Origin of the sequence: Streptomyces sp. NPDC058653, from assembly GCF_042716895.1 — a bacterium.
Lineage (GTDB): Bacteria > Actinomycetota > Actinomycetes > Streptomycetales > Streptomycetaceae > Streptomyces.
On record NZ_JBHXRM010000009.1, the window covers coordinates 24,438 to 36,488 of the forward strand.

Genomic DNA, 12,051 nt, shown 5'->3' on the forward strand with positions numbered 1-12,051 from the left:
CGTGATCGATATCAGCACGTCCGTGATGCAGTTCCTTCTGGCGTTCATCGTCGCCGCCCCCCTCCTGGGCGCCGTGGCGGCGCTGCTGCCCGCCCCGCCCGGACTCCGGGGCAAGAGCCCCGACCAGGCCGTACTGCGCCACGGTGTGACCGTGACCGGCGCGATCCTCATCGCCGCGATCGTCCTCGCGCTCGGCTTCGACCACGACCAGCCGTCGAGGATGCAGGCCACGACGGACATCAGCTGGATCGCCGCACTCGACGTGCGGATCCACCTCGGTGTCGACGGCATCTCACTCCCCCTCCTGGTCCTGACCGCGCTGCTGACCTTCCTCTGCGCGCTCCACAGCTACTTCACATCCCCGGCAGGCCCCTCCCCGAAGGCCTTCGTCGCCCTGCTGCTCGTCCTCGAATCCGGCACCCTCGCGACCTTCGCCGTCCTCGATCTGCTGCTCTTCTTCCTCGCCTTCGAGATGGTGCTCATCCCGATGTACTTCCTCATCGCCCGCTGGGGCGGCGAGGAACGGCAGGCCGCCGCCTGGAAGTTCATCCTCTACACGCTGCTCGGTTCCGTGGTCATGCTGCTCGGCCTGCTGCTCGTCGGGCTGCACGCGAACACATTCGACATGGTGGCACTCGCCACTGACAACGGCCGTGGGCTGAGTACATTCGTGCAGGTCACGGCCGTTCTGGCGATCGGGATCGGGCTCGCGGTCAAGACGCCGATGTGGCCGCTGCACAGCTGGCTCCCGGACGCCCACACCGCCGCCCCGACCGTCGGATCCGTCCTCCTCGCCGGGGTCATGCTCAAGATGGGTACGTACGGATTCGTCCGTATCGTCCTACCCGTAGCCCCCGACGGGATGCGGACCTTCGCGCCGTACCTCGCCGCCTTCGCCGTCGCCGGGATCATCTACGGCTCCCTGGCCTGCCTCGCCCTCGCCCGGCAGGGCGCCGGCGGCGACCTCAAGCGTCTGATCGCCTACTCCTCCGTCGGCCACATGGGCTTCGTGCTCCTCGGCATCGCGTCCATGACACCCACGGGCGTCAACGGCGCGCTCTTCGCCAACGTCGCCCACGGCCTCATCACCGGCCTGCTCTTCTTCCTCGTCGGAGCGCTCAAGGACCGCTACGGCACCGCCGACCTCGACACCCTCGCCGGCGCCACCGGCGCGGCCCTGTACGGCCGGGCGCCCCGCCTCGGCGGACTGCTCGCCTTCGCCGCCGTCGCCTCGCTCGGCCTGCCGGGACTCGCCGGGTTCTGGGGCGAGATGCTGGCGATGTTCGGCGCCTTCGACCCCGCGGAGGGCCTCAGCCGCCCCGCCTTCGTCACCTTCACGGCGATCGCCTGCTTCGGCACGCTGCTCACCGCCGCCTATCTGCTGATCGTGGTCCGCCGCGTCTGCATGGGCGTCACGCGGCAGGCGACGGACACGGGTGGCCCGACGCCCGAACTCGCCGACGTCCACGGCCACGAACTCGCCGCCTGGACCCCGCTCGTCGCCCTCACCGTCCTCGCCGGACTCTGGCCCGCCGTCCTCCTCGGCCTCACCGACCCGGCCGTGCAGAAGCTCCTCGCAGGAGGCAAGTCGTGACCGTGGCAGCCGCCCAGGGCGCCGCCGACGGCGCCGCGAATCTCGTCCAGTCCGTCGACTGGCTCGCCATCGCGCCCCCGGCCCTCACCGCCGCCGTCGCCCTGGTCGTCCTGATCGCCGACCTGTTCGTCCCGGAGCGCCGGAAGCCGCTTCTCGGCGTCCTGTCCGTCGCCGGCCTCGCCGCCGCGCTCCTGCTGCTCCTGCCGCTGCGCGCGGGCGACCGGTCCACCTTCTGCCTGACGGCGGACGCCGACGTCTGCAGCTACACGGCCGACCACTTCACGCTCGTCATCCAGCTCCTGGTACTCGGCGGAGCGCTGCTCACCGCGCTCCTCTCGGTCACCGAACTCGCCGGCGGCACGAGCGGCAGGACCGGCACGAGCAAGACCGGCGGGGCCGGCGAAACGGGCGACCTCACCGGCACGAGCGGCCACCCCGACCGCAAGCTCCCGCCGGGGGAGTTCTGGTTCCTGCTGCTCTCCTCCGCCTCCGGCGCCGCCCTCCTCCCCGCGGCCCGCGACCTCGCGACCCTGATCGTCGCCCTCGAAGTCGCCACCCTCCCCGCCTTCGCGCTGGTCGGCCTCAAGCGCGGCGACCGCCTCTCGTCCGAGGCCGCCCTGAAGTTCTTCCTCTCCTCCGTGACGGCCACCGCCGTCATGCTGCTCGGCGTCAGCTTCGTGTACGCCGCCACCGGCTCCCTGCATCTCACCGAGATCGCCGCCGGACTCGACGACGTCCCCGGAAAGCTCGAAACCCTCGCGTCCACGGGCGTCGCCCTGACCCTCGTCGGCTTCGCCTTCAAGGCCGCCGCCGCGCCCTTCCACTTCTGGGTCCCCGACACCTACGTCGGCGCGCCCCTGCCCGTCGCCGCCTACCTCTCCGTCGTCAGCAAGGCCGTCGGCCTCTCCGGTCTGATCCTGGTGACGGTCATCGCCTTCCCGAGCCACTCGGACGTGTGGGGCCCCGCCGTCGCGGTGCTCGCCGCGCTCACCATGACCGTCGGCAACGTCGCCGCGCTGCGCCAGTCGGCCACGCGCGCGTGGAGCGCGGTACGCCTCCTGGCCTGGTCCTCCGTCGCCCAGGCCGGCTATCTGCTGGTGCCGATCGCGGCGGCGGCGTACGCCGGCACGGACCAGATCGGCTCCACCGTCGCGTACGCCCTGATGTACGCCGTCGTGAACCTCGGCGCCTTCGCCGTCGCCGCCCTGGTCGCCCGTACGAAGCCCCTGAACCGTCTCGCGGACTACCGCGGTCTCGCGTCCGAGCGCCCGCTCACCGCGCTCGCCATGGGCTTCTTCCTGCTCTGCCTCGCCGGACTGCCGCCCGGCATCGTCGGCCTCTTCGCGAAGGTCACGGTCTTCTCCTCCGCCGTCGACGCGGGCCTCGGCTGGCTGGCCGTCGTGATGGCCGTCAACGTCGTCGTCGCGCTCTTCTACTACCTCCAGTGGACGGCGATCCTCTTCCTCGGCCCCGAGAGGGCGGCCGAGGACGCCCCGGGCGAGGCGCGGACGGTCCCGGAGGCCCCGGCCCCCGCTCTCCGGCCCGACGGCCTCCCCGCCGGCGCCCTGGTCGCCGCGCGCGCCCCCGCCCCGCTGCTCGCCGCGATCGGCCTGACCGCCGCCGCGGGCGTCGCCCTGTCGGGAGCGCCCCAGCTGGTTCTGCGCTTCGCCGCCGAAAACCTCTTCTGAGGCCTCCTCGAGCCTCCCGCGAGGGCCTCCCCGGCCCGGGAAACCGCCCCTCCCGCCCCCTCCGCCACCCGTACGGCGTACACCCCCGCGCGGGGGCGCCAGGGAACCCGTGACCCTCGCCTGGCGTTGACCAGTAAGGAAGGGTCCACTGGAGAGTGGAGCAGCATCAGGTAAAGGGTTCCCCTGCCGCACGATTTGGAGGGCGCTCCGTGCACCGCCGGCACAACGGGTTGAGGACCGCCGCACTCCTCGGGGGACTGTCCGCACTCATCATCGTCATCGGCAGTATCTTCGGCAGGACAGGGCTGATCATCGCGGTCGTGATCGCGCTCGGGACGAACGCGTACGCGTACTGGAACAGCGACAGGCTCGCCCTGCGCGCCATGCGCGCGCGCCCGGTCAGCGAGTTCGAGGCACCGGACCTCTACCGCATCGTCCGCGAGCTCTCCACGGCCGCGCGCCAGCCGATGCCACGGCTCTACATCTCCCCGACCCAGGCTCCCAACGCCTTCGCCACCGGCCGCAATCCCCGTAACGCCGCCGTCTGTTGTACGGAGGGGATCCTCCAGATCCTGAACGAGCAGGAGTTGCGCGGCGTGCTCGGCCATGAGCTCAGCCATGTCTACAACCGCGACATCCTCATCTCCTCCGTCGCCGGCGCCCTCGCCTCGGTCGTCATGTTCCTGGTGAACTTCGCCTGGCTCATCCCCATCGGCCGCTCGGACGACGACGAGGGACCCGGCCTCGTCGGCATCCTCCTGGTGATGGTCCTCGGCCCGCTGGCCGCCTCCGTGATCCAGCTCGCCGTGAGCCGCTCCCGGGAGTACGAGGCGGACGCGTCCGGCGCCCAGCTCACCGGCGACCCACTGGCCCTCGCGAGCGCCCTGCGCAAGCTGGAAGCCGGTACGAAGCAGTTGCCGTTGCCTCCCGAGCCACGGATCGAGACGGCGAGCCATCTGATGATCGCCAATCCGTTCCGTCCCGGGCAGGGTGTATCGAGAATGTTCTCCACGCATCCGCCGATGGCGGAGCGCATCGCCCGACTAGAGCAGATGGCAGGTGGCCGTCCATGAAGACGATCCTCAACATCATTTGGCTGGTTCTGAGCGGATTCTGGCTGTTCCTCGGCTACATGCTCGCCGGGTTGCTCCTGTGCGTCACGATCATCGGCATCCCCTTCGGGGTGGCCGCGTTCCGTATCGGCCGTTACGCGCTGTGGCCGTTCGGCTATACGACGGTGGACCGCCGCGACGCCGGATCGCCCTCGTTCGTCGCCAACGTGCTGTGGGTGATCCTGGCCGGCTGGTGGCTCGCGCTCGGCCATATCTTCACCGGGCTCGCCCTCTGCGTGACGATCATCGGCATCCCGCTGGGCATCGCCAACTTCAAGCTGATCCCCGTCTCGCTGCTGCCCTTCGGCCGCGACATCGTCCGTACGGACGAGGCGTTCGCGGGCTGGTGACACCGCCTAGCGGCGCCGCGCGGCGTACCAGACCGCCCCCAGCAGCAGCACCCCCGCACCGGAGACGACCGACGGGACGGGCAGCGCGAAGGCCAGCACGGCACAGCCGACGAGGCCGACCGCCGCCCGTACCCGTACCAGCTCCGAACCGAGCGTCCACGCCGAGGCGTTGGCGATCGCGTAGTACGCCAGCACCCCGAACGACGAGAAGCCGATCGCCCCGCGCACATCCACCGTCGCCGCCAGGACGGCCACGACCGCGCCCACCGCCAGCTCGGCCCGGTGCGGCACCCGGAAGCGGGGGTGCACGGCGGCCAGCCCGCGCGGCAGATGCCCGTCCCGCGCCATCGCCAGCGTCGTACGGGAGACCCCGAGGATCAGGGCGAGCAGCGCCCCGAGAGCTCCCAGGGCGGCCCCCACACGCACCACGGGCACCAGCCAGGACGCCCCGGCGGCCCGTACGGCATCCGCCAGGGGCGCCGCCGAACGCCCCAACTCCCCGGCTCCGAGGACCGAGAGGACCGCGACCGCCACGCAGGCGTAGACGGCCAGCACGAGGCCGAGGGCCAGCGGGACGGCGCGCGGGATCGTACGGGCCGGGTCCCGCACCTCCTCGCCGAGTGTGGTGATGCGGGCGTATCCGGCGAAGGCGAAGAAGAGCAGCCCGGCCGCCCCCAGCACCCCTCCCACCGAAGCGGAACCGGCGCCCGGGCCCGCCTCCGTACCGAGGCCGAGCCCCAGCCGCCCGGCGTCCGCCGCGTCCGAGCCCAGGCAGACGACCACGACGGCGGCGAGGACCCCGAGCACGACGGCCACGATCACCCGCGTCAGCGTCGCCGGCTTCTGTACGCCGCCGTAGTTCACGGCGGTCAGGACCACCACGGCCGCGACCGCCACCGCGTGCGCCTGCCCCGGCCACACGTACGCCCCGACCGTCAGCGCCATCGCCGCGCACGAGGCGGTCTTGCCGACCACGAAGGCCCAGCCCGCCAGCCACCCCCAGAACGGCCCGAGCCGCTCACGGCCGTACACGTATGTCCCGCCCGAAGCCGGGTAGTCGACCGCGAGCCGGGCCGACGACATCGCATTGCAGTAGGCCACCACGGCGGCCACCGCCAGCCCCCACAGCAGGCCGGTGCCGGCCGCCTCGGCGGCGGGCCCGAGGGCGACGAAGACGCCCGCCCCGAGCATCGCGCCCAGCCCGACGACGACGGCGTCGAAGACGCCCAGGGTGCGACGCAGCTGCTGTGTCATACGGCGCACGCTATCGACGTCCGCAACCGGCCGCCCCACGGGCGTCTTTCCGCGGAACAGAGTACGAAAGGCAGGTTCACGGCATGACCATCATCGGCTGGCTCGTCCTCGGACTCCTCGCCGGAGCGATCGCCAAGATCCTGCTGCCCGGCCGGGACCCGGGCGGCCTGATCGGCACCACCCTCATCGGCATCGTCGGCGCCTTCGTCGGCGGCTGGATGTCGTCCCGCTGGCTGGACCGCCCGATCGACGCCGACTTCTTCGACGCGGCCACCTGGGGAGCGGCGATCGGCGGCTCACTGGTGCTGCTGATCATCTACCGCGTGCTCTTCGGCCACTCCCGCTCCCGCTGAGCCGGCTCAGCCGCCGAGCCCGGTCTCGCGGAGCGTGATGTTCAGCCGCCCGGCGCGCATCCCGCTCGCCGGGTCGGCGGTGCCCGGACACACCTTGGGCACGCCGTGGAACGCGAGCCGGGACGGCCCACCGAAGACGAAGAGATCGCCGGACGCCAACTCGACATCCGTATAAGGACGCGTCCGCGTCTCCGTGTTGCCGAACCGGAAGACACAGCTGTCACCGATGCTCAACGACACCACCGGCGCACGGGACTTCTCGTCCTTGTCCTGGTGCATGCCCATCCGGGCGTCGCCGTCGTAGAAGTTGACCAGCGCGGTGTCCGGCGCGTACCCGTCCCCGGCGCCCGCCCCGTACGCCTCGTCGAGCGCCGCGCGCCCCAACTCTCCGAGCCACCCCGGAAACGGCGCGACGGGCGCGCCGTTCACGTCCCCGGCGGTACGGGTGTAGCGGTACGGCTGCCAGTGCCACCCCAGACAGACGGTGCGCACGGACATCACGCCCCCGCCCGGCAAGCTGGTACGCCGCATGGGCACGGGCCCCCGCGCCCACTCCCGGCAGGCCTCCACCAACTCCCGCTGTCGGCCGAGATCCAGCCACCCGGGCACATGCACGGCCCCGTCCCCGACAACCGCCCGCTCGCGCGGGAACAACGTGTCACCCATCCTTCACCGCCCGGGAATCGTCGTACGGACAACCGCCTCCGTAGAAGGTGGACGCGACGAGGACCGCGGCCGGGGCCCTCCCCGGCCGACCGCCCTCGTCGTACCGCGCTCGCGCCAGACCGGCGAACACCCGCACCCGGCGGGCGCCTCGGTCAGCGGTAGTTCACGTACTGCAGCGCGAAGTCGAAGTCCTGCCCCTTCAACAGCGCCTGTACGGCCTGCAGATCGTCCCGGCTCTTCGAGCTGACCCGCAGCTCGTCACCCTGCACGAGCGCCTTGACGCCCTTGGGGCCCTCATCGCGGATGATCTTGGCGACCTTCTTCGCGTTCTCCTGGGAGATGCCCTCCTCGATGGAGGCGACGATCTTGTACTCCTTGCCGGACTGCTGGGGCTCGCCCGCGTCCAGCGCCTTCAGTGAGATGCCGCGCTTGATCAGCTTGGACTGGAAGACGTCCAGGATCGCGTTGACCCGCTCCTCGCTGTTGGCCTGCATGAGGATCTTCTCGCCGGACCAGGCGATCGAGGCTCCGACGTTCTTGAAGTCGTAGCGCTGGGAGACCTCCTTCGCGGTCTGGTTGAGGGCGTTGTCGACCTCCTGCCGCTCGACCTTCGAGACGATGTCGAAACTGGAGTCGGCCATGTCCTGTGGCTCCTTGGCTCGGGTACTGGAAAAGGTGCCGCGGCACGCGCCGCGACTGATGCCGAAAGTACGGCCGGGCTCCCGGCCCGCTCCGGCAAAGCCTAGTCATCCCGGCCCTCTTCCGGCCTGATCAATCCGGTGGCGGAGCACCCCCGGGCATCGGGTATCGTTTACGTCGTTGCCACGGAGCAGCGCCCACGGCGCCGGTCCCGCGACAACGTCCCATGGCGGTGTGCCCGAGTGGCCAATGGGAGCGGACTGTAAATCCGCCGGCTTAGCCTTCCCAGGTTCGAATCCTGGCGCCGCCACACGGAAATGATGGCCCCTGACCAGCGGAAACGCCGGTCAGGGGCCATCGTCGTCTCCCTCAGGCGGACGGCGTCGCCTTCTTCACCGCCTCCTCCGCGGGCGCGGGGGCGGGCGCAGGCACCGGTGCGCTGATCAGTTCCGTGGTCGGACCCGCGTTCCTCACCGCCTCCGCGACGGGCACCGCCCCGCCGATCAGCTCAAGCGTCAGCCCAGCCGTCGCCGACGTCTCCACCAACTCCGCCAGCGTCGCGGCCACATCGTCCCGTGGCACCGGCCCACGGCCCGTTGACGGCGCGAGGTTCACCTCGCCGGTGCCCGCGTCGTTGGTGAGCATTCCCGGGCGCAGGACGGTCGTGTCGAGACCCGACTTGGCCAGGACGTACGCGTCCGCCGCGCCCTTGGCCCGCAGGTAGTGGTCGAAGACCTCGTCGCCCCGGTGGTCCGGGTCGGCGCCCATGGACGAGACGATCACATGGCGCCGTACGCCCGCCCGTTCCGCCGCGTCGGCGAAGAGGACGGCGGCCGCGCGGTCGACGGTGTCCTTGCGTTCGACGGTGCTGCCCGGTCCCGCCCCGGCGGCGAAGACCGCCGCGTCCGCGCCCTCCAGGACCGCGGCGACCTCGTCCACCGAGGCCGACTCCAGGTCGGGTACGACGGCTTCGGCGCCCGCCTCCCGCAGATCCGCCGCCTGTTCAGGCCCGCGGATGATGCCCGCGACCTCGTGTTCGCGCGCGGCGAGCAGCCGCTCCAGCCGCAGCGCTATCTGACCGTGTCCTCCGGCGATGACAATTCGCATGCCCACGACGGTAACGTCCGCCGGCCCGTCACCACCCACGCGGTATCTCCGGCGGCCTCTCCGTAGGAGGAGCGACCCCCGCCGGGCGCCGTAGGGCGGGAGCGGGCCGGCCGGCCGCTCACGGCCTTGTCTCGGGCCGCCCCTGCCGCCCCTGTCTCGGCAGGTCCAGCGACACGGCCACCGCCGAATCGCAGTACTCCCGCACCGCGTTCGTCCGGGCCACCACGCGCCCCCGGTGGATGACGATCCGGCTGTACGCCAGCGACAGCACCCCCTCCAGCCTGTCCCCGCGCACCGCGATCAGCTCGGCCGGAAAGCCCGCCTCCACCCGTACCTCCGGCAGCCGCATCGCCTCACGCGCGGCGGTGCTGACGCTCTCGTACGCGTCCGTCGCGCGCAGTCCTCCTTGGGATGCCAGCAGATACGCCGCCTCCAACGGGTCCCCGCGTCCCACCGGGTTCGCCATGTCCCGTACGGCTCCACTGCCCGCCGCCACCCGCACCCCGGCCGCGCGCAGCACCCGTACGGGCGCCACGCCCCGCTGGTCGACCCCGCCGCAGCCGCCCTGGGGCAGACAGACCACCGTCACACCCGCCGCCGCCAACTGGTCGGCCGCCCGCCCGGTGGCGTCCGACGGCAGCCGGGACAGCCCCGCGCAGGGCCCGATCGAGACACCGGGCCGCAGTCCGCCCGCCATGGCCGCGAGGCGCGCGAGGCGGGCCGGGTCGCCGCCGTCCGTATGGAGGTCGACGGGACAGCCGTGCTCGGCGGCCACCGTCAGCACCGATTCCACGTATCCGGTCGGATCGGGGTCGAGGTCCGGACAGCCGCCCACCACACCCGCGCCCATCTTCACCGCGTCCCGCAGCATCGCCAGCCCGTCGGCGCCCGCGACCCCGGTCAGCAGCCGCGGTACGGCGACGACCGTCAGATCCCCGAGCCCGCGCAGTGAACGCCGGGCCTGGAGCACCGCCTCCATGGCGACCAGCTCGTGCGCGTCACCGATCCGTACATGCGTCCGCAGCGTGGTCGCGCCGTGCCCGACCTGGAGCAGCGCGGCCTCGGTCGCCCGGCGCTGGATGTCCTCGGGGTCGTACGGGACGGGCCCGCCCGACGTGACGGCGCTCAGCGCGGTGTCGCTGTGCGCGTGAGGCTCGGCCGGGGCCGGCAGGAGCAGATGCCCGTCGAGGTCCAGGCTGGCGCCGGGCGCGGTGAGACTGCCGGCGGTGCCGACGGCTTCGATACGGCCGCCGCTGAGCCGTACGTCGACGGCGCGGCCGTCGGTGAGCCGGGCCCCGCGCAGCAGCAGAGCGGTGGCGTGGGCCGTGACGCCGTCTGGGGGCCCCGGCTGGCTGTCGGGCATCGGGCTCCTGGTGGGCTCCTGGGTGGGCTGAGGCTCCGGCGTGCAAGATCACGCAGCGTGCGTCGAGCCTAGAGGCGCCCCGCTCGGGCTTCGAGGAGGAAGGAAATAGTCATACCGGCGTGGCTCTTCCTGGCATCCGGAACGCCGCCCGGGACCCGACCACGCGGGCCCAACACCCGTCCGCACAGGGCCAGACGCCTCTTCCGAACCCCCGCCCGGCGCATCTCCGACGCCCGGCCGACGCACCTCCCACAGGAGCCCCGAGGCGGAAGGGACAGGTGGGACGAGAAGCCGGGAAACGGATTTGGGCGAACGGCGACGGACCGTGTAATGTCTTCATCGCTCGCCCCAATAGCTCAGTCGGTAGAGCGTCTCCATGGTAAGGAGAAGGTCTACGGTTCGATTCCGTATTGGGGCTCTGGTGTTCGGTGCTCCTCGCCTCCGGGCGAGGGGATCCGACATCACAGCGGTGTAGCTCAGTCGGTAGAGCAAGCGGCTCATAATCGCTGTGTCACCGGTTCAAGTCCGGTCACCGCTACACACGGTAGCCGATGGTGGGGGCGATCCTTCGATCGGCTACTCTTTTATGCGTTAACCCGTCAATCTGTCCGTCCAAGGAGCACTCACGTGGCTGCCACCGACGTCCGCCCGAAGATCACGCTGGCCTGCGTGGAGTGCAAGGAGCGGAACTACATCACCAAGAAGAACCGGCGCAACAACCCGGACCGTCTTGAGATGAAGAAGCACTGCCCTCGCTGCAACTCGCACACGGCTCACCGCGAAACGCGCTGAACCAGGCTCGTACCCGAGGCCGTCCCCTTAACCGGGGGGCGGCCTCGTGTCGTTTGCCGTGCCCGATCCATAGTTGTGCACCATTCATCAGGGCAGTCTCAGGGCAGTCTCATCAGGAGGGAACGAGTCCATGGCGCTCGACCAGTCCTTCGTCGGGCGGACGTATCCGCCGACCGAGCCGTACGAGGTCGGCCGGGAGAAGATCCGCGAATTCGCCGAGGCGGTGGGCGACAGCAACCCCGTGTACGTGGATCCGGACGCCGCGAAGGCGTTCGGCCACCTCGACGTGATCGCCCCGCCGACCTTCGTCTTCGCGATCACCTTCAAGGCGGCGCGCGAGGTCATCGCCGATCCGCAGCTCGGTCTGGACTACAACCGGGTCGTGCACGGCGACCAGAAGTTCGCGTACACCCGTCCGGTGCGGGCGGGCGACCGGTTGACGGTCACGTCCACCATCGAGGGAGTCAAGTCCATGGCGGGGAACGACATCCTCGACGTCCGCGGCGAGGTGCACGACGAGGCCGGCGCGCACGTCGTGACCGCCTGGACCAAGCTGGTGGCGCGCGCCGCCGAGGGGGAGTGACGCCGATGGGCACGCAGATCGCCTACGACAGGGTCGAGGTCGGCACGGAGCTGCCGTCGGCGACCTTCCCGGTGACGCGCGACACCCTGGTGCGGTACGCGGGCGCCTCCGGGGACTTCAACCCGATTCACTGGAACGAGAAGTTCGCCGTCGAGGTCGGGCTGCCGGACGTCATCGCGCACGGCATGTTCACCATGGCGGAGGCGGTCCGCGTGGTGACCGACTGGGTGGGGGACCCGGGGGCCGTGGTCGAGTACGGCGTCCGTTTCACCAAGCCCGTGGTGGTGCCGAACGACGGCAAGGGCGCGGTCATCGAGGTGAGCGCCAAGATCGGCGAGAAGCTCGACGACAACCGTGTGCGCGTGGACCTGACGGCGACCAGCGAGGGCAAGAAGGTGCTGGGCATGTCCCGCGCCGTCGTCCAGCTGGCCTGAGCGGCCCCGCCGCGCTCCCGAGGCGCCGGACGGCCCGCACCAGCGGCCCCTCCCGCGCCCCGCCCGTTCCCCCGCCCGGGCCCGAACTCCGAGCCCAGGCCGGCGCCAGAGCCCGC

Annotated in this window: 13 protein-coding genes and 3 tRNA genes; 11 read left to right on the plus strand and 5 right to left on the minus strand. The window is 71.4% G+C overall.

Translation table 11 applies throughout. The features are described 5' to 3' along the window. Position 1: 1 nt before the first annotated feature. The 4 genes from ACFWU9_RS10450 to ACFWU9_RS10465 all read left to right on the plus strand — a co-directional run bounded on the left by ACFWU9_RS10450 (position 2) and on the right by ACFWU9_RS10465 (position 4,744). Entirely contained in the window at positions 2–1,594 is a 1,593-nt protein-coding gene (locus tag ACFWU9_RS10450) for a NuoM family protein (protein ID WP_384316368.1), read from the plus strand. A 2-nt stretch (positions 1,595–1,596) separates the two neighbouring features. Further along, positions 1,597–3,282 carry an NADH-quinone oxidoreductase subunit N gene (locus tag ACFWU9_RS10455; protein WP_384316593.1) on the plus strand — a complete coding sequence of 562 codons (1,686 nt, stop codon included), beginning with the start codon at positions 1,597–1,599 and terminating at the stop codon, positions 3,280–3,282. 209 nt (positions 3,283–3,491) lie between these two features. Then, entirely contained in the window at positions 3,492–4,355 is an 864-nt protein-coding gene (gene htpX / locus ACFWU9_RS10460) for a zinc metalloprotease HtpX (protein ID WP_384316370.1), read from the plus strand. Next, positions 4,352–4,744, plus strand: a complete 393-nt coding sequence (locus tag ACFWU9_RS10465; RefSeq protein WP_384316372.1) for a YccF domain-containing protein — start codon at positions 4,352–4,354, stop codon at positions 4,742–4,744. The genes htpX and ACFWU9_RS10465 overlap by 4 nt, the downstream gene beginning before the upstream one ends. A gap of 6 nt (positions 4,745–4,750) precedes the next feature. Here ACFWU9_RS10465 and ACFWU9_RS10470 read toward each other — a convergent pair whose 3' ends face one another. Next, positions 4,751–5,998, minus strand: a complete 1,248-nt coding sequence (locus ACFWU9_RS10470) for an APC family permease (RefSeq protein WP_384316374.1) — start codon at positions 5,996–5,998, stop codon at positions 4,751–4,753. A gap of 83 nt (positions 5,999–6,081) precedes the next feature. Here ACFWU9_RS10470 and ACFWU9_RS10475 point away from each other — a divergent pair, with 83 nt between their 5' ends. Continuing rightward, complete coding sequence (locus ACFWU9_RS10475) at positions 6,082–6,351, plus strand: GlsB/YeaQ/YmgE family stress response membrane protein (RefSeq protein ID WP_384316376.1); 270 nt, start codon at positions 6,082–6,084, stop codon at positions 6,349–6,351. A gap of 6 nt (positions 6,352–6,357) precedes the next feature. Here the strand turns inward: ACFWU9_RS10475 and ACFWU9_RS10480 are convergent, their stop codons facing one another. After that, complete coding sequence (locus tag ACFWU9_RS10480) at positions 6,358–7,017, minus strand: alpha-ketoglutarate-dependent dioxygenase AlkB family protein (protein ID WP_384316378.1); 660 nt, start codon at positions 7,015–7,017, stop codon at positions 6,358–6,360. Between the two features lie 152 nt (positions 7,018–7,169). Beyond that, the gene (locus ACFWU9_RS10485) at positions 7,170–7,658 is read right to left on the minus strand and encodes a YajQ family cyclic di-GMP-binding protein (RefSeq protein ID WP_384316380.1); all 489 of its coding nucleotides are present in this window, start codon (positions 7,656–7,658) and stop codon (positions 7,170–7,172) included. A 226-nt stretch (positions 7,659–7,884) separates the two neighbouring features. On the opposite strand from ACFWU9_RS10485, the gene ACFWU9_RS10490 reads away from it, so the two are divergent. Next, positions 7,885–7,966: transfer RNA gene (locus ACFWU9_RS10490), tRNA-Tyr, on the plus strand. Between the two features lie 59 nt (positions 7,967–8,025). On the opposite strand, the gene ACFWU9_RS10495 is transcribed toward ACFWU9_RS10490, so the two are convergent. Continuing rightward, positions 8,026–8,763, minus strand: a complete 738-nt coding sequence (locus ACFWU9_RS10495) for an NAD(P)H-binding protein (protein WP_384316382.1) — start codon at positions 8,761–8,763, stop codon at positions 8,026–8,028. A 118-nt stretch (positions 8,764–8,881) separates the two neighbouring features. Next, positions 8,882–10,126, minus strand: coding sequence for an amidohydrolase family protein (locus ACFWU9_RS10500; protein WP_384316384.1), 1,245 nt, complete (start codon positions 10,124–10,126; stop codon positions 8,882–8,884). A gap of 345 nt (positions 10,127–10,471) precedes the next feature. Between ACFWU9_RS10500 and ACFWU9_RS10505 the strand changes: the two genes are divergently transcribed. The 5 genes from ACFWU9_RS10505 (at position 10,472) to ACFWU9_RS10525 (ending at position 11,935) form a co-directional block, all read left to right on the plus strand. Next, positions 10,472–10,544 (plus strand) — tRNA-Thr (locus tag ACFWU9_RS10505). Positions 10,545–10,591: 47 nt separating this feature from the next. Further along, a tRNA-Met gene (locus ACFWU9_RS10510) sits at positions 10,592–10,664 on the plus strand. An 89-nt stretch (positions 10,665–10,753) separates the two neighbouring features. Continuing rightward, positions 10,754–10,918 (plus strand): 50S ribosomal protein L33, encoded by a 165-nt coding sequence (gene rpmG / locus ACFWU9_RS10515; protein ID WP_003956487.1) that lies wholly within the window; start codon positions 10,754–10,756, stop codon positions 10,916–10,918. Between the two features lie 130 nt (positions 10,919–11,048). Beyond that, positions 11,049–11,501 (plus strand): MaoC family dehydratase N-terminal domain-containing protein, encoded by a 453-nt coding sequence (locus ACFWU9_RS10520; RefSeq protein ID WP_384316386.1) that lies wholly within the window; start codon positions 11,049–11,051, stop codon positions 11,499–11,501. Positions 11,502–11,506: 5 nt separating this feature from the next. Further along, positions 11,507–11,935, plus strand: a complete 429-nt coding sequence (locus ACFWU9_RS10525) for a MaoC family dehydratase (protein WP_384316388.1) — start codon at positions 11,507–11,509, stop codon at positions 11,933–11,935. The last annotated feature ends 116 nt before the right edge of the window (positions 11,936–12,051 follow it).

What these genes read in the sequence shown, in the direction of transcription:
- ACFWU9_RS10475 (WP_384316376.1), top strand. Translation starts at nt 6,082, where the DNA reads ATGACCATCATCGGCTGGCTCGTCCTCGGACTCCTCGCCGGAGCGATC.
- ACFWU9_RS10470 (WP_384316374.1), bottom strand. Translation starts at nt 5,998, where the DNA reads ATGACACAGCAGCTGCGTCGCACCCTGGGCGTCTTCGACGCCGTCGTC.
- ACFWU9_RS10495 (WP_384316382.1), bottom strand. Translation starts at nt 8,763, where the DNA reads ATGCGAATTGTCATCGCCGGAGGACACGGTCAGATAGCGCTGCGGCTG.
- ACFWU9_RS10465 (WP_384316372.1), top strand. Translation starts at nt 4,352, where the DNA reads ATGAAGACGATCCTCAACATCATTTGGCTGGTTCTGAGCGGATTCTGG.
- ACFWU9_RS10485 (WP_384316380.1), bottom strand. Translation starts at nt 7,658, where the DNA reads ATGGCCGACTCCAGTTTCGACATCGTCTCGAAGGTCGAGCGGCAGGAG.
- ACFWU9_RS10480 (WP_384316378.1), bottom strand. Translation starts at nt 7,017, where the DNA reads ATGGGTGACACGTTGTTCCCGCGCGAGCGGGCGGTTGTCGGGGACGGG.
- ACFWU9_RS10520 (WP_384316386.1), top strand. Translation starts at nt 11,049, where the DNA reads ATGGCGCTCGACCAGTCCTTCGTCGGGCGGACGTATCCGCCGACCGAG.
- ACFWU9_RS10500 (WP_384316384.1), bottom strand. Translation starts at nt 10,126, where the DNA reads ATGCCCGACAGCCAGCCGGGGCCCCCAGACGGCGTCACGGCCCACGCC.
- ACFWU9_RS10525 (WP_384316388.1), top strand. Translation starts at nt 11,507, where the DNA reads ATGGGCACGCAGATCGCCTACGACAGGGTCGAGGTCGGCACGGAGCTG.